Below are 19,929 nucleotides of genomic sequence, written 5' to 3'. Positions count from 1 at the left end.
AAGTCTAGCTACTTCTCGGTATCTGTGCAGATTATTGTGGAATGCGGAGCAGTGGCTAACTGTGCCGCTAGATTTTGAATATCCGCGGGAGTAACTGCCCGAATTTTTTGCAGCTGCGCAGCGATAGAATAATTATTTCCGTACAGCAGCTCTGCATATCCGAGTTGATTCTTTCGGAAACTGTTGTTTTCCATAGCGAATACCAACTGCGCACGATATTGCCGGTAAGCCATCTCCAAAGTATCGGCGCTCACTTCTTTTTCTGCCAGCTCTTTTAAGCAGTCTTCCATCACTTGTGCCACCTGTGCGTAATTTTCCGGCGCACAGCCAGCTTGCATACAAACAATTCCGCCTTCTTGCCACTGCATAGCCCAGGAAAAAGCGGAATACGCTAAGCCGCGCTTTTCGCGTACTTCTTGGAAAAGCAACGAAGAATTACCGCCACCGAGAATAATGCTGAGTAAATCCAGTACCGGTTCTTCGGGGCTGTCTTGCCGCACGCCGGGCACTCCAATCACCACTGCACTTTGCAGCCCCGGATGTGCCAATACCTGCGTACTACCTGCAGTATAAGAAATATCGTAGGTACTCCGCCGCGCAGCAGGGCGAGCCGTTTCGGCTAAGTCCCAGCCATATATTTGTAGCAATCTTTGCAATTCTCGGCACAACTCGGCATGATCCACATTCCCCGCCGCCGTAACTACTAGCTCATTTGCACAATAATTTTGCTGATAGTGCCGCAATAGGTGTGCGTGATCCAAGGTGCGCACTTCGGCAATAGTTCCGCCCACCGGCCGAGCTAAGGGATGATCCCCGAGTACGGCTGGCAAGATAGCTTCACTGGCACGCGTATTGGCATCGTCATTTGCCGCCGCCAATTCTTCTAGAATTACTCCTCGCTCCATCTCCATTTGGGGTTTATCTAGCGTGGCAGAAGTGACCAAATCTACCAGTAGTTCTAAAAGCTGCGGCATATCGCTAGCAAATACTCGCCCGTAGTAGCAAGTATAACGACGAGAGGTGGCCGCATTTATCTCTCCTCCGAGATAATCGGAAAGCTGAGAAATATCTAAAGCAGAACGCCGAGTGGTGCCCTTAAAAAGCAGATGTTCTAAAAAGTGGGTAGAGCCTTCTTGCCCCTCTTTTTCATCACGCGAACCGGCCCCAATCCAGAAAGAAAGTGAAACTGAGCTGTGCCCGGGAATTTTTTCACTCAATACCCGCACTCCACCTGGTAGTACCGATCTTTTACCAATTACGCCATTTTCTTCCCAAGTCTGGGAGGCACCGGAATCGAGCGGGAATTCAATACACGAAAAAGCCAAAACGTTTTCCTCTAGTCGGGGAACTCTTTACTTTTGCCATCTTATATAAAAAGTGGAGCACCCGGTAATGAACCGAATGCTCCACATTTAGATTAAGTGGCTAGACTAGGTACCTATTCTCCAGCTTCTTCTACTTTCTTAGAACGGGTACGCCGCCGCGAACGGTTCTGCCGATTGGAGCGGTGATGCTCGCTTTTACCACGGTTCTCGCGGCCTTCCCGGCTATCCTCTTTTTCGGCATTTTCTTTCTCGGCAGCTAGCTGCTCTTCAGTTAGCACTGGAATTAGCGAAAGCTTTCCGCGATCATCTACTTCTTCCAGCTCTACTTCAATCTTATCTCCCACATTCAGCACATCTTCGACGGAATCAATCCGCTTTCCACCTACCAGGCGGCGAATCTGCGAAATATGCAGCAAGCCATCTTTACCTGGAGTCAGCGAGATGAAAGCTCCGAAAGTGGTGGTCTTTACTACGGTACCAATAAAGCGTTCGCCTACTTCCGGCATCTGCGGATTGGCAATAGCGTTTACCGTATCCCGCGCCGCATCGGCTGCTGCGCCATTATCTGCACCAATATATACAGTGCCGTCATCTTCAATAGTGATATCGGCTCCGGTATCTTCTTGGATTTGGTTAATCATCTTGCCTTTCGGCCCGATTACTTCGCCAATCTTATCTACCGGGATATGTACGGTGAGAATCCGGGGAGCGGTAATCGCCATTTCTTCTACGCCGGGGATAGCTTGCTCAATTAAATCGAGAATTGCAAAGCGGGCGGCCTTGGCTTGTGCCAGAGCTTTCGCGAGTACTTCCGCCGGAATGCCATCCAACTTGGTATCGAGCTGCAGCGCCGTGATGAAATCACGCGTACCAGCCACCTTGAAATCCATATCGCCGAGGGCGTCTTCCGCACCCAAGATATCGGTAAGAGCTACGTAGCGGCGTTCTCCAGAGATTTCTCCCGAAATAAGACCCATGGCTATGCCCGCTACTGGTGCATGCAAAGGCACACCAGCATTCAGCAAGGAAATAGTAGAGGCACAGACCGAACCCATCGAAGTGGAACCGTTCGACCCTAAAGCTTCCGAAACTTGCCGAATCGCGTAAGGGAATTCATCCCGCCCGGGCAGCACCGGCACCAAAGCTCGCTCGGCCAACATTCCGTGGCCAATTTCCCGCCGCTTCGGTGAACCTACTCGCCCAGTTTCTCCCGTGGAATACGGAGGGAAGTTGTAATGGTGGATGTAACGCTTTGCGGTAATAGGCGAAAGATTATCCAGCTGCTGCTCCATCTTCAGCATATTCAAAGTGGTGACGCCGAGAATCTGCGTTTCGCCACGCTGGAAAATAGCCGATCCGTGTACCCGCGGCAATACACCCGGTTCAGCAGTAATGGTACGAATTTCTACTGGCGTCCGCCCATCCATCCGCACACCTTCAGTGAGTACGCGGTTGCGCATAGCTTTCTTCCAGTGATCGTTTACCGCCAAAGCTAAGGCCTGCTCCCGCTCGGGGAACTGCTCAATGAGTTCTGCGACGATAGCGTCTGTAACCGCATTCAGAGCGTCATCGCGCTCATGCTTATCGACGATTCCGTAGATGGATACGAAGCGATCTCCAATACGGGATGCTACTGCTTCATACTCTTCTTCTTCATAAGAGGGGAAGAGTGGATATTCCACAGTTTCTTTGGCTGCTTTTTCTGCCAATTCTGCCTGCGCCAAGCAAAGAGTGCGAATAAATCCTTTCGCTACTTCTAAGCCTTCTGCCACTACTTCTTCGGTAGGAGCGACGCCACCTTTCGCTACGTTTTCTACGAGGTGTTCGCCTCCTTCTGCTTCCACCATCATAATGGCTACGTCTTCGCCGACGATACGCCCGGCTACGACCATTGTGAAAGTGGCCTTTTCCAGCTCCGAGTAACGGGGGAAAGCCACCCACTGCCCTTCGATTAGCGACATCCGTACGCCACCCACTGGGCCAGAGAAAGGCAATCCAGAAAGTTGGGTAGCTAAAGAAGCAGCATTAATCGCTACTACGTCATAGGCGTCATCCGGATTAATAGTAAAGACGGTGGCAATTACTTGCACCTCATTGCGAAGACCTTTAACGAAAGCAGGACGCAGCGGCCGGTCAATTAGACGGGCGGCGAGAATTGCCTCCGTGCCCGGGCGCCCTTCCCGCCGGAAAAACGATCCAGGAATCTTACCGAGCGCATAAGCGCGCTCTTCCACATCGACTGTCAAAGGGAAGAAATCAAAATTTTCGCGGGGCTGCGATGAAACGCAGGTGGTGGCCAAAATAGTGGTTTCTTCGTCCATGGTAACTAAGACGCTGCCCGCAGCCTGCTGGGCGAGCAACCCGGTTTCAAAACGAAACTTCCGGGTGCCAAATTTTCCGTTATCAATAACGGTTTCTGCAAATTTTATATCAGGACCCTGCACGGGACCTCCTTATTTCCTGTGCCTCCCCAGATACGGTCATCGATTATCATGCTCAGTTACGGCAGTGATTTTACTGCCCCACCGCTCACCACAACCGAGGACCGAACCGATTAGAGAGGACTTCTTCTTTTATTACTCTATATATACTAATCGACCCGGCATTTTGCCAGGTCGATGGGTTCGTCAGCGGCGTAAGCCGAGACGGGAGATTAAAGAACGGTAACGCTCAATATCTTCATCTGCCAGATATTTCAGCAGCTGCTTCCGCTTACCGATTAGCAGCTGCAAACCGCGGCGGGAATGATGATCTTTCTTATGAGTGTGAAAGTGCTCCGTCAATTCCTTAATGCGCGCAGAGAGAATGGCGACCTGTACTTCCGGCGAACCGGTATCACCCTCGTGCGTAGCATACTCTTTAATAATCTGCTCTTTAACTTCTTTAGCGAGAGCCATACGATCTCCTTCATTTCTCGTTGCGCAGAGCTGAAGGCCTGTTCTCTTCAGTATCCATCCGCGGCCGGCTCTAACGGCTTCCTCAGTTTATCATGCCTGCCCATATTCTCTGCCGCCCACTGAGTGATATCCGGCTCATTAAGGCCACACCGTGCCGCTTGCGCAAATTGTTTCAACTGTAGAGATTGCTCCACAGCACGCAAATTGCTTCTATTCACTGCGCGGTGACGATACCGGGATCTATCCGGCCGGTATCGGGGACTCCTAGTATCTGTGCACTCTGCGCAATATCGGCATCCATCTGTGCTTGTAGCTCTGCTATTCCGGCAAAAGCCTGCATCGAACGCAAATAAGCAATAAACTCTACCGCTATTTCTTTTCCGTAAAGATGCAAATCACCTCGGCCGAGGATATGAGCCTCTACCGTGCGGTTTTCACCATGAAAATGCGGATTACTTCCCACCGAAATAGCTGCTGGATACTTTACTTCGGCTTCCGTATCCACATTTTCTACTACCCAGCCGGCATATACTCCATCAGCGGGAATTTCCCCTAAATTATCTCCAGCTAAATTAGCGGTAGGGAATCCGAGCAGCCGCCCGCGTTTGTTTCCGTGTTGCACTATGCCACGCACCCGATGTGGACGGCCCAAAATTTGCGCGGCAGCAGCTACTTTCCCAGCTGCCAACAGCTCGCGCACTACCGTAGACGACCAACGCGCCGCCTGCACGCCGCCGATATCGTCTACTAAATGCAGCTTAAATCCTTGCTTTTCACTCAATTTTTCCAGCAGCTGCCAATCTCCAGAATTATTTTTTCCAAAGCGTGCATCTCTGCCCACCACCACTACTTTTGCTTTTAATAAACCGCAGAGCTGGGAAGAAATAAAATCTTCTGGATCGGTGCTTGCATAGTCTAAATCGTAGTGCTGAATATAAACTGCATCTACTCCCGCTTTTTCCAGGAACCGCAAACGCTCTGGAAGTGCGGTTATTAAGTGCAGATGCCGTTCTGGATGATGCACCGATGCCGGATGGGGAGAAAAAGTCAATACCACTGCGCGCAAATTAGCTGCCCGCGCCGCCGCCACGGTCTGCGCTAAAATTTCTGCATGCCCGCGATGTACTCCGTCAAATATGCCAATCGTGAGTGCAGAATGAAGATTTTTCGGCACATCTTGCGGTTTAGTCCATATTTCCATTCACTTACCACGCAGCCCTAACTGCGGGCGGCCTTCGGAAAAATCGTCCGGAACGCCGGATGGAGTTTGTTCAGTGCGAATTCCGCGCCGTTTTCCTTTTCCACCGCACCCGCATTTACCTCCGCAGCCACATTTATGCGCCGATTTTGGTGCTGGCGCTGCTTCAGATTGCGCCGCCACTTCTGGCGACACCGCCGGGCGTGAATTTTCCCGCTCTTTACCACATGCACACTTTCCCATGCTTATAGTGTAAAGCGAAGTTGATTGCAGTGCTAATCGCATCCACATGAAAGAAGAAAAATGCATTATCCAGATGGAATTATTGCCTGGTTAGGTCTTAACTGGGTCGGAGTGGCTTCTACTATCATTGCTACGATAGCTATTTATTCATTATTCCTACTGGTTACGCGGATTCGCGGGCCGAGAATGCTCTCTAGTATCACTACTTTCGATACGGTAATGGTGCTACTTTTCGGGAGCGTAGTTGCCCGTACTACTCTTGGTCCCGTCCCCACTTTGGCCACCGGCGTAGTTGCCTTGTTAACTTTGGTGCTGCTGCAGATAACGCTGGGAAATATCGCTAATCAACCGCGCGGCGATAAAATTCTCAACACCCAGCCCGTACTGTTAATGACGGGAGATAAAATACTGGAAAATAATATGCGCGCTACCCACACTACCCACTCCGAACTCACTTCCAAACTGCGGGAAAGCGGCATACACTCCCTCGACGAAGTAGCTAGTGTGATTATGGAATCTTCCGGGAAACTCTCCGTAATTAAAAGTGATAAGCCCTTAGCGCGGGAATTAGTGGCGGATGTAAAAGATGCTGCACAAATACCCGCACATTTTTTCCGTAATTAAAAGCTATTCCAGCCTCATAAAAGGCGGAAAAGTTCTATCTAAAGTTACTTCTTTATCGAAAGCTAAATACTAGCTTTAATGCAAAAGGGATACTTCAACTGCGAGCAACCGGCGGAGTAATAAATACCGTATGGAGCTGCATTTTTCCCGATTTTACCGTACCGGTAGCCACTAATTCTTCACCATATACCGCCGCGAAATCTTGATTCTCTTTTCGGAAATCCGGCGGTAAAGAAATTCGCTGCCCATAGCTAAGCGCCCTCCGCTCCGCCGCGTTTACAGTTAATATCGGCAACATCGTCCGCAGAGCCGCTTCGGCGCTTTGAACTGGTAACGGCAAGCCCCGGCGCACCATTTCACTGTATTCACTTATAGAAGCTGCTTGCTCCAATGTAAAAGTACCTACGCGGGTGCGCTCTAAAGCCTGTAAATGTGCTCCCATTCCTAAACTAGCGCCAATATCGCGAGCTAAAGCGCGCACATAAGTGCCAGAACTGCAGCTGAGGGAAAGCTCGGCCACTAAAGTAGGAATTTCTTTTCCTGCTCGCGAAAAAATCGGCCCGGGGTGGAGCTCCCCTACTTCCAGAGCACTTATCACCACTGGGCGCGCGGGCAGCTCAATTTTTTCCCCCGCACGCACGCGTTCATAAGCTCTTTTACCCTCCACTTTTATCGCAGAAACTGCCGAAGGGCGCTGCATAATTTCTCCCCGAAACTGCGCCAGCGCAGCTTGCAGGGCAGCATTAGCGGCCAGCACAGAATCTGGAGAATATAAAGCAGCTTGGAAAAGCGGGCTTAACCCTGGCTGCGGATCAGAGAGAATTTCTCCGGCGGCATCTTCCGTAGTAGTCGCCACTCCCAAACACAGCTGCGCCCGATAGCTTTTATCTAAGTTGGTAAAATAGCGCAGTATTTTTGTGGATTTTCCAATGCCGAGAGTGAGTAATCCACTAGCTAAAGGATCCAGCGTACCGGCGTGCCCAACTTTCCGCGTAGCCGCCAATCTCCGCACCGCATTCACCACATCATGCGAGGTAGCTCCGGTATCTTTAGCTACTAACAGAATTCCGGAAGGCGCAGAAATTTCTGCCCGCGGTACCTCACCCCAAGGGAGCGCTGGGCGGGGCATCAAAATCTTCCTCTGGCACCGAATCGACGGCATCAGTATTTAGCGGCCGCCGATAAGGATCTGCATCTCCAGCTGGCTGAGCAGAAGCAGCCAATTTCCGCACTTGCGCATCGTGCTCCCGCGCCGCCTGCAAAGCTGCTTCTAAAGATTTTGCGGTCTCCGGTAGGGCGTCGGGCACGAACTCTAAAGTTGGCACTAGCCGCAAACCCAGCTGTTCCCCTACTTTTGCCCGCAGTAAACCTTTCGCAGATTCCAAGCCAGCAGCAGCCACTTCTTGCGCTTTTTCTCCTCCGTATACGGTATAGAATATGCTCGCTTGCTGTAAATCACCGGTTACTCGCACCTCGGTAATAGTCACCTGCGCTAGGCGAGGATCTTTCAACCGCCCATTTATAGAGCTAGCCACAATGCGATGTATCCGATCAGCTACCCGAGCCGCGCGCGGATTCGGCATTATTCCTCCTGCTTATTTCGATAATTGAAAAGGCTGGTCATTCACGCGGTTTTTCGCGCATTTCCCAGGTCTCAATCAAATCGCCTACCCGAATATCTTTATACCCGAGCGTGATTCCACATTCGAAGCCTTCTTTAACTTCGGTAGCATCGTCCTTTTCCCGGCGCAACGAGACTATTTCTAGTTCGGGAGCTACTACTGCTCCGTCGCGCACTAGCCGTGCCTTCGTGTGCCGCTTTATCTTGCCGCTGCGCACGATGGAACCAGCGATATTACCGAATTTACCGGATTTGAATATCTGGCGAATTTCTGCCGTACCCAGCATTACTTCTTCATAAATCGGCTTCAGCTTGCCCTTTAATGCGTCTTCCACATCATTAATAGCATCGTAGATGACGGAGTAGAACTTCATCTCCACTCCCTCACGCTCTGCCATATCCTGTACTCGCTCGGCCGGGCGTACATTAAAGCCAATAATTATCGCGTTATCCACCGTAGCTAAATTGACGTCAGACTGGGTAACTGCACCTACACCGCGGTGAATTACATTCAGCTGTACTTCATCGCCACCTACTTCAATATCGTAGAGCGAAGATTCGAGCGCCTCTACCGAGCCAGAAGAATCTCCCTTAATAATCAAGTTGAGATTCTCTAGCTTGCCTTCTTCAATTGCCTCGGTGAGGTTCTCCAAAGAAATACGCTTCCGGCGCTTCGCCAAAGTAGTGGCGCGCCGAGCTGCTGCCCGCCGCTCGGCGATTTGCCGGGCCGTGCGATCATCATCCGCTACAATGAGCTGATCTCCAGCAGCTGGTACTGACGTGAGCCCCAGTACCTGTACCGGGCGTGAAGGCCCTGCTTCCGCTACTGGCGCTCCTTTTTCATCTACCATAGCGCGCACGCGCCCATAGGCATCTCCTACTACAATCGGATCGCCTACCCGCAGAGTGCCATCTTGAATCAAAGCTGTAATTACCGAGCCGCGCCCTTGATCGAGCTTCGCCTCAATAGCGATTCCACGCGCCGGCTTATTAGCATTCGCAGTAGGATTGACCAAAATATCAGAAGTAGTGACGATAGTTTCTAATAAATCGTCTATATGCAGGCGTTTCTTCGCAGAAATATCCACAAAAGGAATATCTCCGCCGTATTCTTCTGCTACTAGCTCATACTCAGTGAGCTGTGCACGCACCTTCTCTGGATTGGCGGAATCCAAATCAATCTTATTTACCGCTACCACGATTGGCACTTTCGCCGCTTTCGCGTGGTTAATCGCTTCTACCGTCTGGGGCATTACGCCGTCATTTGCCGCTACTACCAGTACCGCTACGTCTGTCACATCCGCACCGCGCGCACGCATCTGCGTGAAGGCTTCGTGGCCCGGGGTGTCAATAAAGGTAATGAAACGTTCGGTATTCTCCACCTTTACATGTGCTTGGTAGGCGCCGATACTCTGGGTAATACCGCCAGCTTCTCCCTCTACCACATCCGCATTTCGAATGGCATCGAGAAGTTTCGTCTTACCGTGGTCTACGTGCCCCATTACCGTCACTACTGGCGGACGCGGGCTGCGCTCGGCATCAGTTTCTTCGGCTCGTTCCGCTTCCAAATCAATATCGAAAGCCTCGAGAATCTCCCGATCTTCATCTTCCGGGCTCATAATCTTAATATCGTAGCCCAGTTCCGCTCCGAGAAGCTGGAATGTATCTTCGTCTAAAGATTGATTAGCCGTAGCCATCTCTCCCATGCGGAAGAGTACCGTAACCAAAGCTGCCGGATCTGCTTTAATCTTTTCGGCAAAATCTGCTAAGGATGCGCCACTTCGAACGCGCACTAGCGTAGAGCCATCTCCCCGCGGCACCTGTACTCCGGCCAGCATCGGGGATTTCTGCTCTTCAAAATCATTGCGCGGAGCCCGCTTCGAACGCCGCTTTCCACCTTGATTACCGAAAGCTCCGGCAGTAGATCCGCCGCGCGCTTTTCCACCGGAACGCACATGGCCACCCCGGCGCGAATTGCCAAAACGGTTCGCACCACGCTCGCCCCGGCCTCCCCGGCCTTGGTTATCGCGCGCTTCTTCCTGCGCGGGGAACATACTCGGAATCGCCGGCGCTGCTTTCGGCTTATAAGACCGCTCAGATTTTCCTTTACTATAAGTATCTTCTGCCGCACGCGCACCATTCATTCCCTGCTGAGCAGCGAAAGGCGAATTACCCGGGCGCGGCTTGCCCCGACTCCGCATTCCTTGCTGAGCAGAGAAAGGCGAATTACCTGGGCGCGGGCCTGCCTTTTTCCGTGCTTGCGGCCGCGGTGGAGCTGCCTCCCGCGCTGCTTTCGCACTGCGATGCGCTTCTCCTGGAGTTACCGATACCGCACTGGGGCGCGGCGCCGCCGGCTTCTTCGCGGGCGCTGCAGGCGCGCTCGAAGCTGCTTCTGATTTCTCTACCGGTGCTTTCTTAGCCGGCTGCGGCACTGGCCCCGGCTTTTTAGTTGTTTTAGTCGTTTTAGCTGTCTTCGGCGCTTTTTCCGTTACTGCTTCTGCAGCGGAAGCCGGCGCCTTATCTTCTGCACTAGCGGTAGTAGCTGCACTATCTCCGCTGGTTTTCTTCGCAGCAGTAGCTTTCTCGGCTGTCTTTTTCTTCGCCCCGGCTGCCTTAGTTTCTTTTTTCGCCGGCTCTGGCTTGGCATCAGGCAATAATTCCGGATGCTGCTTATAATATTCACGCGCTCGGCGTACTACCGGCGCTTCAATGCTGGACGAAGCGGACTTTACGAATTCGCCGTTCTCCGTCAGAGTCTTTAATAAATCCCGACTGGGAATACCTAACTCTTTAGCTAGTTCATGGACGCGGACCTTGGCCACTTTTCTCCTTCTTTACGGTCCGCGCACCAAGGCGTCAGACCTCTCTTATCTGGCAGCTCATCGCTGGGTACTCATCGGGTGCCCATCGGCTCTCTACCCGCTTTCATATCGTTCTTTATCTGACTTAAACAGTTGGCAAAATGCCTACTGCAGACGGGGAAATTACTCATATACCGGGATATCGTATAGGGGCATACTTCCCCCGCGCACTCCGCCCAGTTTACCGGAAAATTTGCCATTTCCGTATCTATTAGCCACTTTTCGCAGGTGAATACTCTCACTACCACAGCCGCGCGGCCGCAAAATTATTCTGGATCTTCTGCCTGATATGGATTATCGGATTCTTTCCAAATATCGATAGACCAGCCAGTTAATTTAGCTGCCAAACGCACATTTTGCGCCTCTTTACCGATAGCGAGCGAAGCCTGATCATCGGGTACGATAGCTAAAGCTTGGCGCATATCCGGATTCAGAATATCTACCCGCACTACCCGCGCTGGCGAAAGAGCAGCTGTAATAAAGGTAGCTGGATCATCATCATATTCTACGACGTCAATCTTTTCCCCATGCAACTCTTGGGTGACGGCGCGCACCCGCTGCGCATTATGCCCAATTGCCGAGCCCTTAGCTGCCACTTTCTCATCTGCCGACCAGACAGCAACCTTCGAACGATGCCCTGCTTCACGAGCTAAAGCCACTATTTCTACCGTACCGTCTGCTATTTCCGGCACTTCAGTGGCGAAAAGCTCCCGCACGAAATCCGGATGCGAACGGGAAAGCCGAATCGAAGCTCCGTTGGGACCAACAGAAATATCTAGTACGAGAGCCCGAATCAAATCACCATGCCCGTAATGCTCGGTAGGTACTTGTTCTTCTGCGCGTAAAATTCCCCGATTTTCTCCCAGCTGGACGAATAAATCGCGCGATTCTGGATTTTGCCCCGGCACACTCTCTACGACTCCGGATACTATTTTTCCTTCTTTGCCATGGAAAGTACCTAAGATACGAGCACTCTCAGCATCGCGCAGCCGCTGCGTAATCACGGAACGAGCAGTAGCGGTGGCAATCCTTCCAAAATCTTTCGGTGTATCGTCAAATTCACCGATTATTTCGTTATTTTCATCTCGCTCCGGAGCTATTACCGTCACCTGGCCGGTATTACGGTCCAGGTTAATACGAGCTCCTTTTACCGCTCCCGGCACGCGGTTATAAGCATGCAGGAGCGCCTCCTCGATAGTTTTTATTAACACTTCGAGATCAATGCCGAGCTCCGTCTCTACAATGCGTAGCTCGTTCATCGAGATATCCATAATTCCTCCTGCCCTAGTCAAGCTGACGTAATTCTACTACGACTCGGGCCTTTTTTACTTCCGAGAGGGAAATCTCCCGTGGCTCCCCGCTCCGTATACGGTGTTTTTCTTTTGTTTCCGGCACCACCACCAGGGAAGATTCTTCTACTTTTTGCAGGCGAGCAGTGAGCTGTTCTCCATCTTGGAGCACAAAAGCAATCAGGTGGCCACTAGCGCGCAAATAGTGGCGTTGCTGCGTGAGCAGACGCTCTACCCCCGGAGTACTCACTTCCAGCGTATAGGGACCGGAGATGGGGTCGTTTTTATCTAGTTGGGCAGAAATACTGCGCGTGAGTTCGTCGAGCTGCGTAGAATCTACTCCGCCGGTGCCGCTTTCTAAATCTACTACCACCTGCAAAGTAGTGTATTTCCCCGCCCGCTTCAGTACTATATCCTCTAAATACAGCCCGGCTGCAGCTACTAGCGGTTGGAGCAGTTCCGTCAGTTCTGTATTAAGATTTTTACTCTTATCTGCCATACTATTAAGAGTACCGAAGTAGGAAAAAGTGTCATAGCCGGAGCAAAAATTAATTTACGATCGGCTAACTGAGGAGCATTAATGCCGGATAATCTGCGCAGTTGGTTAAAAAAACAGTGGGTGTTTATTATCTCGCTCCTCAGCTCGGTAGCTCTATTCGGAATTTTTATGTATTCCATCGGTCTCCACAGCGAAAATCCGGATTTAACTCCTCCGGAGCCTTCCGCTGGCGAAATACAAAGACAAAAAACTGCTCTAAGCGCGCATCTGATTAGTGAAATTGCCAAACAGCATCCGCAATTAAGTGCTCTAGGAGCCGCCGGAGAAGCCTGGGAAAAAGCTTGGGGTGGCGTGTGGGTGCCGTGGCCGGAAGGTGCGCCTGCTGGCTATCAAAATCCAGAGCTCTCCCTCACCCCGGCCGCCACTGATATTCCCGCTTTGCAAAGCGAATTATTAAACTTCGCTAATTTATCTATACAGGCTGGCTCCGGCCACACTGCCCGCCAACTAGGAATTTCCACTAGCGCCAAGGCTCGCTACTATATAGCTCTACTCGCTAAAGAAAGCGGAAATAATGGCGAAACTGCAGTAGATATAACTCCCGGTAGCTTAAAAGAACTCGGTAAAGCAGTTTCCGGATCAGAGGAGCTGAATCGTTTAGAAGCGCTCCGGCAACAGCTGCAAAATACCACCGCGGAATTAGCTTTTTCCGAACGGGAAAATCGACTTCAGCTCCTGGACTCACTAAATGCACTTATTGACGGCGCATTAGCAAATAAAGTAACAGATACCCGGCCGGTAATGGTAGATCCGGATATGAAAGTGGCAGATTTAGGGGCGGCACTCTGCGGAGAATTACTCATGCTTGGAGAACGCAGCGAAGCCCCCGCGCGCGAAACTGCTGCCGAAATATTAGCGCAGATACTACAAGTATTTCCGAATGACTCAGCTCTTCCTGGCTGGCAACCGGCCAACTGATTCCGCTTCCGCGCGCAATTAAATCTATAAATTAGTTCTGCAGCTCGGCACAGAGGTAATCACAAATCTCGGTATAAGCCACATTCTGGCTTGCGCCGCTCTGGCGAATACGCAGCTCTACTTCTCCTTGCGCCAGGCCGCGCCCGACTACTATTCCATAAGGAATGCCAAGCAGTTCGAAATCGTTAAATTTCACTCCCGCCGATACTTTCGTGCGGTCGTCATAAATTACTTCTAAACCGCGCGCGCTGAGCTCCGCAGCAATTTTTTCTGCCGCCGCTGCGACTTCTGGGTTTTTCCCAGCTGCAATAATATATACAGCAGCTGGAGCGATTTCTGCTGGCCAAATCAAGCCTTTTTCGTCGTGATTCTGCTCGGCGAGTGCCGCTAAAACGCGCGAAACTCCGATTCCATAAGAGCCCATAGTGACTACTGCCGGTTTGCCGTCTTTATCTAGCACCGTCAAGTCTAAAGATTTCGAGTACTTCCGCCCGAGCTGGAAGATATGGCCAATTTCGATGCCGCGTTCGATACTGAGCGGGCCACTGCCATCTGGAGCAGCGTCTCCTTCCTCTACGACTACTGCTTCTACCGTAGCGTCGGCAGTGAAATCTCTTCCGTATACGGTGTAGAAAAGGTGCTTCTCATGGGCGTTCCCACCGCTTATCCAAGCTGATCCTGGCGCAATATGTGCATCGAGGAAGTAGCGCACGGAACCTACCGGCTGGCCATTTTCATCTTGCTGCCGCGCCGGCGAATTCGGCCCCAATACTTCCGGGCCAATATAGCCGGGCACGAGCTCAGGATGCTTTTCTAAATCTTCCGTGCTCGCCATCTCCAGCTCTAGCGGAGCCATATTGGCTTCTAAGCGCTTAATATCTACTTCTCGATCTCCGGGGACTCCCACTACTATTACTTCGCGCTCCCCATCGGGATGAATAGCTGCCAAAGCCACATTTTTGAGCGTATCGGCCGCTTCCCAAGGGCGGTCCGAGCGCGGGCAGCATTTATTAGCCACTTCCACCAAGGCTTCGATAGTCGTCGCCTCAGGAGTATCTACCAAAATTTGCGCCGGCACCCGCGAAAAATCGCAAGCGGGAAGTTCGGGAGTGGTCACAGCCTCCGTATTGGCTGCATAGCCACCGGGAGAAGAAACAAAAGTATCTTCGCCGATAGCACAGGGGAAAAGAAATTCTTCGGAACGCGATCCGCCCATAGCTCCCGAAGTGGCAGAGCAGATTACGAAAGGTAATCCGAGGCGAGTGAAAATCTTCTGGTAGGCTGCCCGCATTACCTCATAGGCATGAGCTAAGCCGGCGTCCTCGACGTCAAAAGAATAGGCATCTTTCATTAAGAATTCGCGGGTGCGAATCAATCCCGCCCGCGGGCGCGCCTCGTCGCGATATTTAGTTTGAATCTGATAAAGAATTACTGGTAAATCACGGTAAGAAGAGTACATATCTTTTACCGCGAGGGTAAACATCTCTTCGTGCGTAGGTGCTAATAAATAGTCATTTTGGCGTCTATCTTGCAGACGGAAAAGATTCGCTCCGTATTCTTCCCAGCGATTAGTTTTTTCGTAGGGCTCCCGCGGAAGCAAAGCCGGCAGCAGCACTTCTTGCGCGCCCGCGGCGTCCATCTCTTCCCGCACTATTTGCTCTACTTTCCGCAGTACTTTCAAACCCAGCGGCAGCCAGCTATAAATACCAGGAGATACCCGGCGCACATATCCGGCGCGCACGAGTAATTTATGCGAAGCTACCTCCGCATCGGCTGGATCTTCACGGAGCGTTTTCAAAAACAATTCAGACATTCTATGCACGCTCACAGTTTAACGCGCTAGTGTGGAATTCGCTTCTTTCTCCGGTGTGAATACTGCGATAGCTGAAATATGGATTGTAAAATTCCGCCAAAAATCAAAAGTAGCGCTAGCAGATATTAATGAGTATTAGAGCTATCGAGGAGTATGTGCGGATAGCAACGAACGAGAATAACGCTACAAACTTTTAGCAACGCGGTGCAGCAGTAATAATTTCGGCGTGCGCCTCAGGGGCAGCTTGTAGCCCCAACTCTTCTGCCACTACTCCAGCGCGGCGAATAAGAGTTTCCACTATTTCAGATTCGGGCACCGTCTCCACAACTTTTCCGCGCACAAAAATCTGGCCTTTACCATTTCCAGAAGCTACCCCGAGATCGGCTTCTCGTGCTTCGCCGGGGCCGTTCACCACGCACCCCATCACTGCTACCCGCAGTGGGTATTTAATATCTTTTAGCCCCTCTTGGACCCGATTAGCTAAGGTGTAGACGTCTACTTGCGCGCGCCCGCAGGAAGGGCAAGAAACTATTTCCAGTTCTTTTTCCCGCAGATTTAAGGAACGCAGTATCTGCTCTCCCACTTTTATTTCTTCTACTGGCGGCGCCGAAAGGGAAACGCGAATCGTATCGCCAATTCCTTGCGATAAAAGTGCTCCGAAAGCGACAGCAGATTTCACAGTCCCCTGGAAAGCTGGGCCCGCCTCCGTCACCCCCAGATGTAAAGGCCAATCCCCTGCTTCGGAAAGTAACTCATAGGCTCTCACCATAACTACTGGATCGTGGTGCTTAACTGAAATAGCAAAATCGTAGAAACCCGCATCTTCAAAAAGGCGCGCTTCACTCACTGCCGATTCCACTAGAGCTTCCGGAGTGGCTTTCCCGTATTTTTTTAGCAACGCCGGATGCAGCGATCCCGCATTGATACCGATACGCATAGCGGTACCGTTCGCATTGGCAGCAGCCGCTATTTCGGGAATTCGATCGTCAAATTTCTTAATATTTCCGGGATTTACCCGCACACCACAACCGGCATCAATGGCCGCAAATACGTAGCGTGGTTGAAAGTGAATATCCGCGATTACCGGAATATTGGATTTTTCCACTAACGTGGCCAAGGCTTCGGCGTCTTTATCGGTGGGGCAAGCTACGCGCACAATATCGCAGCCAGCTGCGGTGAGTTCCGCAATTTGTTGCAAAGTGGCACCGATATCGTGCGTCTTAGTATTCGTCATAGACTGCACACTTATCGGGGCATCTCCCCCTACTTCGACCCCGCCTACAGAAATTTTCCGGGTCTTTTTTCGCTCTGCCAGTACCGGAGCTGGTGTTTTCACTTCCGGCATTCCCAAATTAATCGGTGTACTCACGCTTCTATTATTCCACTCTCGTATAAAAACTCCACTTACGCAGATTTATCTGCCTTTTTCCTGCTTTATATAGTGCCAGGCGCGCTGACGAGCCCAGTCTTCGCTGTGCAGTACTTCTGCCAAAGAAAGTGCGGGTGGAGCAGAAAAATCTGTTAAAACTTTTTCCACTATTTCAGTAATAGCTAAATAAGTAAGCTTCTCACTCAGAAACGCATCTACACATTCCTCATTAGCCGCATTTAAAACGGCCGGGTGGAGCGGCGATGCCGCTAGTGCTGCCCGCGCCAAATCCAAAGCGGGGAAAGTCTCGGAATCTACCGGCGCAAAATCCCACTGGGTAGCCTTATCCCACTGGCAAGGAGCAGCAGTAGCCACTAAACGCTCCGGCCACGAAAGCCCCAAGGCGATAGGGAGACGCATATCCGGAGGGGAAGCTTGGGCAATCGTAGCTCCGTCTTGAAATTCCACCATGGAATGTACCACTGACTGTGGATGTACCACCGGCACAATATCTTGCGGCGGGATTGCAAAAAGATGGGCAGCTTCTATAAGTTCTAAAGCCTTATTCATCAGGGTGGAGGAATTTATGGTCACCACAGCACCCATATTCCAGGTCGGATGCGCCAGAGCCTGCGCCGGCGTGACTTCGGCCAGCTCAGAGCGTTTTTTCCCGCGGAAAGGCCCACCCGAAGCGGTGAGAATTAAACGCGTTACTTCCGAAGTGCCGTCTACTTCTGGAGAAACTAACCCCTTGCGGTGCCGGCCGGCGCTTAAACACTGCGCTATCGCCGAGTGCTCCGAATCTACCGGAACTATCTGCCCGGGGCGCTGCAGTGCTTCAGCTACTAATTTTCCTCCCGCTACCAGGGATTCTTTATTAGCGAGCGCCAGAGTAGCCCCACTGTGTAAAGCCGCTAAAGTGGGGCCGAGCCCCCGTGAACCAGTGATACCATTCAGCACCACTGCCTGGGGAGTAGCTAGGGTAAGGAGATCTTCCATAGCTTGTGGGCCCGTAAAAATTTCCGGTAATTTCTGCCCGCCACTGCAGCTCTTATATTCACTTATAAAATCTTCCCGCTGCGCCGCATCGGCAATTCCCACGGCGGAGACGGAAAATTGAGCTGCCTGTGCGGCCAATAATTTTATATGACCACCGCCGGCTCCCAGCGCTTTTACTTGGAAACGATCCCTATGCGCAGCGATTACTTCTAAAGCTTGCCGGCCAATAGAGCCAGTGGAACCGAGTAGAATTACCGGCCGCATTTACTCTACCGCCATGAGCACATGAATTACGCGGTCTAAATAGACATCTACGACGCTTTCATCATAGGCATTATTCTTTCGAGCTGGCCGAAATACTGCCTTACGTACTTCTTCCGATTTTAGCTGCGCTTTTCCATCGAAATAGCTCGCAATCAGATCCAGTAGTTTATCTACATCCGTCTTCAGATATCCCTTGCCAGAGGCATCGCGAAAACGCATCCCCGCCGGGCGCAACATCCGCGGATAAAGCGTAGTAGCCTGGGCGTAGATTTTTTCCAACCACGCAGATTCTCCCTCATCGAGCATTACCCGCGCGCGCTTACGCTGCAAAAAAGCTCCTTCGAGACGGTCAAGAGCTGCATCCACTTTATCGGGGCGATATCCGCCGCGCACCCACCGAAAAGCAGCATCACGGACGTTGCTTTCATCGAATACCGGATTCTCCCCCGCCTTATCTTGATTTAAATCTGCTGGATCATCCGCGGGGTTATCAGCATCTTTCCAAGCTGCATAAGCAATTTTTGCAGCAGAAAAGAAATTATCTACATCTTTCACATGGTACCCGAAGCGAAAACGCCCTACTTTTTCAAAAGTCTCATTCATTCTTGCACGGCCCAGCTCTCTATATTAAATAAAACTACTGCCAATATCTTAACTTTCCTTATGGAGAATACTATACAAGTTTTCCGGTGCTTCTCGGTGTTGTGCAATGCGGGAGTCTACTGCTTGTTGCGCCCGCGCCGCTTTGCGTGCTATATGCGCCGGATCTACTATTTCTGCTGCTAACTGCCCACATGCTCCATCAATATCGGAACCACGCGTATCTCGAATTGTGGTGGATATCCCTGCTTGACGCAGCGTATTTACAAATATTTTCTGCGCGGCTGGCGTCGAAGCTGTCCAAATACTGCCCGGAGTAGGATTGAGTGGAATCGGATTTATATGCGCCCAGCCTTTGCCCCGTTTATTTAACTCATGCGCAAGTAACTCAGCTCGCCATTTGTGATCGTTCATATCTTTTATGAGCGCATATTCTATTGATACCCGCCGTCCCGTTTTCCGGAAATAGGCACGCGCCGCATCGAGCAGTTCTCCTACTTTGTAGTGGCTATTAATCGGAATTAAATCGTCACGCAGTTCATCGTCGGGAGCGTGCAAAGATATCGCAAGGGTGACGGGAAGATTTTCTTGGGCAAGCCGCTCAATGCCGGGCACGATTCCCACGGTAGAAAGAGTGATATTGCGAGCGGAAATTCCAAAGCCAGCCGGCGGCGGCTCTATTAATCTATGCAGAGCTTGGATTACTGATTTGTAATTGGAAAGCGGCTCTCCCATCCCCATAAAGACCACATTGGAGATACGTTCCGGCGCCCCGAGAGCTCCCGAGCGAGCTATCTCCATGTTTAAACGCAGTTGCTCCACTATTTCAGCAGTGGAAAGATTTCGCATTAAACCACCTTGCCCAGTGGCACAAAATGGGCAAGCCATGCCGCAGCCTGCCTGCGAAGATATACAGAGCGTAGAGCGGTTTGGATACTTCATCAATACTGATTCCACTACTGCTCCGTCAAAAAGTTGCCAGAGAGTTTTTTGCGTTTTCCCTGCGTCTGCTTGCAAAGTGCGCAAAGGGCGCAGTAGCGGAGGGAAAAACTTCTGCACCATTTCTGCGCGCTGGCCAGCCGGCAGATCCGGCATTTTTTCTGCTTCTACACAAGCATGTTGAAAATAGTGGGTAGAGAGTTGGGAAGCGCGAAAAGCTGGATAGCCGAAACTGCTAGCGGCATCTTTGCGAGCAGCCATATCTAAATCAGCTAGATGTAGAGGCGGTTTACCACTCCGCCGCGCCGTAAAGCTGAGAGCTGGACGCGGCCCTTTTTCTACCTTTGGGCGTACCTGCCGAGAATGCTCCATTCTTATCACTCCCCCTCTCCAATTGGTATATAAAGCTA

The 19,929-nt window shown here is 51.2% G+C and carries 17 protein-coding genes; 2 read left to right on the top strand and 15 right to left on the bottom strand.

Translation table 11 applies throughout. From position 1 onward, the window contains the following. Positions 1-8 precede the first annotated feature (8 nt). From BQ7117_RS03265 to BQ7117_RS03245, 5 genes are all read right to left on the bottom strand, one after another. The gene (locus BQ7117_RS03265) at positions 9-1,325 is read right to left on the bottom strand and encodes a M16 family metallopeptidase (RefSeq protein WP_073996174.1); all 1,317 of its coding nucleotides are present in this window, start codon (positions 1,323-1,325) and stop codon (positions 9-11) included. Between the two features lie 113 nt (positions 1,326-1,438). Then, the gene (locus BQ7117_RS03260) at positions 1,439-3,769 is read right to left on the bottom strand and encodes a polyribonucleotide nucleotidyltransferase (RefSeq protein WP_073996173.1); all 2,331 of its coding nucleotides are present in this window, start codon (positions 3,767-3,769) and stop codon (positions 1,439-1,441) included. 183 nt (positions 3,770-3,952) lie between these two features. Further along, the gene (gene rpsO, locus BQ7117_RS03255; protein WP_073996172.1) at positions 3,953-4,222 is read right to left on the bottom strand and encodes a 30S ribosomal protein S15; all 270 of its coding nucleotides are present in this window, start codon (positions 4,220-4,222) and stop codon (positions 3,953-3,955) included. A gap of 214 nt (positions 4,223-4,436) precedes the next feature. Beyond that, positions 4,437-5,423 (bottom strand): bifunctional riboflavin kinase/FAD synthetase, encoded by a 987-nt coding sequence (locus tag BQ7117_RS03250; protein ID WP_073996171.1) that lies wholly within the window; start codon positions 5,421-5,423, stop codon positions 4,437-4,439. Then, the gene (locus tag BQ7117_RS03245) at positions 5,424-5,663 is read right to left on the bottom strand and encodes a hypothetical protein (protein WP_143273961.1); all 240 of its coding nucleotides are present in this window, start codon (positions 5,661-5,663) and stop codon (positions 5,424-5,426) included. Positions 5,664-5,723: 60 nt separating this feature from the next. Here BQ7117_RS03245 and BQ7117_RS03240 point away from each other — a divergent pair, with 60 nt between their 5' ends. Continuing rightward, a complete protein-coding gene (locus BQ7117_RS03240) occupies positions 5,724-6,287 on the top strand; it encodes a DUF421 domain-containing protein (protein ID WP_073996169.1) in 564 nt (187 codons plus the stop codon). Between the two features lie 94 nt (positions 6,288-6,381). On the opposite strand, the gene truB is transcribed toward BQ7117_RS03240, so the two are convergent. The 5 genes from truB to BQ7117_RS03215 all read right to left on the bottom strand — a co-directional run bounded on the left by truB (position 6,382) and on the right by BQ7117_RS03215 (position 12,557). Beyond that, the gene (gene truB, locus BQ7117_RS03235) at positions 6,382-7,416 is read right to left on the bottom strand and encodes a tRNA pseudouridine(55) synthase TruB (RefSeq protein ID WP_073996168.1); all 1,035 of its coding nucleotides are present in this window, start codon (positions 7,414-7,416) and stop codon (positions 6,382-6,384) included. Beyond that, entirely contained in the window at positions 7,388-7,870 is a 483-nt protein-coding gene (rbfA, locus tag BQ7117_RS03230; protein ID WP_073996167.1) for a 30S ribosome-binding factor RbfA, read from the bottom strand. Before rbfA ends, truB begins: the two co-directional genes overlap by 29 nt. Positions 7,871-7,907: 37 nt before the next feature. Beyond that, complete coding sequence (gene infB, locus BQ7117_RS03225) at positions 7,908-10,730, bottom strand: translation initiation factor IF-2 (protein WP_073996166.1); 2,823 nt, start codon at positions 10,728-10,730, stop codon at positions 7,908-7,910. A 305-nt stretch (positions 10,731-11,035) separates the two neighbouring features. Beyond that, positions 11,036-12,040: a transcription termination factor NusA gene (gene nusA / locus BQ7117_RS03220; RefSeq protein ID WP_073996165.1), complete on the bottom strand. Its 1,005-nt coding sequence runs from the start codon at positions 12,038-12,040 to the stop codon at positions 11,036-11,038. Between the two features lie 13 nt (positions 12,041-12,053). Further along, complete coding sequence (locus tag BQ7117_RS03215) at positions 12,054-12,557, bottom strand: ribosome maturation factor RimP (RefSeq protein ID WP_073996164.1); 504 nt, start codon at positions 12,555-12,557, stop codon at positions 12,054-12,056. A gap of 81 nt (positions 12,558-12,638) precedes the next feature. Here BQ7117_RS03215 and BQ7117_RS03210 point away from each other — a divergent pair, with 81 nt between their 5' ends. Then, positions 12,639-13,535, top strand: coding sequence for a hypothetical protein (locus BQ7117_RS03210; protein WP_073996163.1), 897 nt, complete (start codon positions 12,639-12,641; stop codon positions 13,533-13,535). Positions 13,536-13,566: 31 nt separating this feature from the next. Here BQ7117_RS03210 and BQ7117_RS03205 read toward each other — a convergent pair whose 3' ends face one another. The 5 genes from BQ7117_RS03205 to rlmN all read right to left on the bottom strand — a co-directional run bounded on the left by BQ7117_RS03205 (position 13,567) and on the right by rlmN (position 19,891). Then, the gene (locus BQ7117_RS03205) at positions 13,567-15,348 is read right to left on the bottom strand and encodes a proline--tRNA ligase (protein WP_073996960.1); all 1,782 of its coding nucleotides are present in this window, start codon (positions 15,346-15,348) and stop codon (positions 13,567-13,569) included. A 193-nt stretch (positions 15,349-15,541) separates the two neighbouring features. Further along, on the bottom strand, positions 15,542-16,693 hold the full coding sequence (gene ispG, locus BQ7117_RS03200) for a flavodoxin-dependent (E)-4-hydroxy-3-methylbut-2-enyl-diphosphate synthase (RefSeq protein WP_073996959.1): 1,152 nt from the start codon (positions 16,691-16,693) through the stop codon (positions 15,542-15,544). A 69-nt stretch (positions 16,694-16,762) separates the two neighbouring features. Further along, the gene (gene dxr / locus BQ7117_RS03195; protein ID WP_073996162.1) at positions 16,763-17,980 is read right to left on the bottom strand and encodes a 1-deoxy-D-xylulose-5-phosphate reductoisomerase; all 1,218 of its coding nucleotides are present in this window, start codon (positions 17,978-17,980) and stop codon (positions 16,763-16,765) included. Further along, on the bottom strand, positions 17,981-18,583 hold the full coding sequence (locus BQ7117_RS03190; protein WP_073996161.1) for a DivIVA domain-containing protein: 603 nt from the start codon (positions 18,581-18,583) through the stop codon (positions 17,981-17,983). Positions 18,584-18,631: 48 nt separating this feature from the next. Beyond that, positions 18,632-19,891, bottom strand: coding sequence for a dual-specificity RNA methyltransferase RlmN (gene rlmN / locus BQ7117_RS03185; protein ID WP_073996160.1), 1,260 nt, complete (start codon positions 19,889-19,891; stop codon positions 18,632-18,634). Between the last annotated feature and the right edge of the window lie 38 nt (positions 19,892-19,929).

The organism is Arcanobacterium urinimassiliense (assembly GCF_900119495.1).
In the GTDB taxonomy this organism is placed as follows: domain Bacteria; phylum Actinomycetota; class Actinomycetes; order Actinomycetales; family Actinomycetaceae; genus Arcanobacterium_A; species Arcanobacterium_A urinimassiliense.
This window is presented reverse-complemented; position numbering and strand designations above follow the sequence as displayed.

Coding starts and splice junctions, on each gene's coding strand:
- BQ7117_RS03215 (WP_073996164.1), bottom strand. CDS start 12,557: ATGGCAGATAAGAGTAAAAATCTTAATACAGAACTGACGGAACTGCTC.
- dxr (WP_073996162.1), bottom strand. CDS start 17,980: ATGCGGCCGGTAATTCTACTCGGTTCCACTGGCTCTATTGGCCGGCAA.
- nusA (WP_073996165.1), bottom strand. CDS start 12,040: ATGGATATCTCGATGAACGAGCTACGCATTGTAGAGACGGAGCTCGGC.
- BQ7117_RS03250 (WP_073996171.1), bottom strand. CDS start 5,423: ATGGAAATATGGACTAAACCGCAAGATGTGCCGAAAAATCTTCATTCT.
- BQ7117_RS03190 (WP_073996161.1), bottom strand. CDS start 18,583: ATGAATGAGACTTTTGAAAAAGTAGGGCGTTTTCGCTTCGGGTACCAT.
- BQ7117_RS03245 (WP_143273961.1), bottom strand. CDS start 5,663: ATGGGAAAGTGTGCATGTGGTAAAGAGCGGGAAAATTCACGCCCGGCG.
- BQ7117_RS03205 (WP_073996960.1), bottom strand. CDS start 15,348: ATGTCTGAATTGTTTTTGAAAACGCTCCGTGAAGATCCAGCCGATGCG.
- truB (WP_073996168.1), bottom strand. CDS start 7,416: ATGCCCCGCCCAGCGCTCCCTTGGGGTGAGGTACCGCGGGCAGAAATT.
- BQ7117_RS03210 (WP_073996163.1), top strand. CDS start 12,639: ATGCCGGATAATCTGCGCAGTTGGTTAAAAAAACAGTGGGTGTTTATT.
- rpsO (WP_073996172.1), bottom strand. CDS start 4,222: ATGGCTCTCGCTAAAGAAGTTAAAGAGCAGATTATTAAAGAGTATGCT.
- rbfA (WP_073996167.1), bottom strand. CDS start 7,870: ATGCCGAATCCGCGCGCGGCTCGGGTAGCTGATCGGATACATCGCATT.
- ispG (WP_073996959.1), bottom strand. CDS start 16,693: ATGCCGGAAGTGAAAACACCAGCTCCGGTACTGGCAGAGCGAAAAAAG.
- BQ7117_RS03240 (WP_073996169.1), top strand. CDS start 5,724: ATGCATTATCCAGATGGAATTATTGCCTGGTTAGGTCTTAACTGGGTC.
- rlmN (WP_073996160.1), bottom strand. CDS start 19,891: ATGGAGCATTCTCGGCAGGTACGCCCAAAGGTAGAAAAAGGGCCGCGT.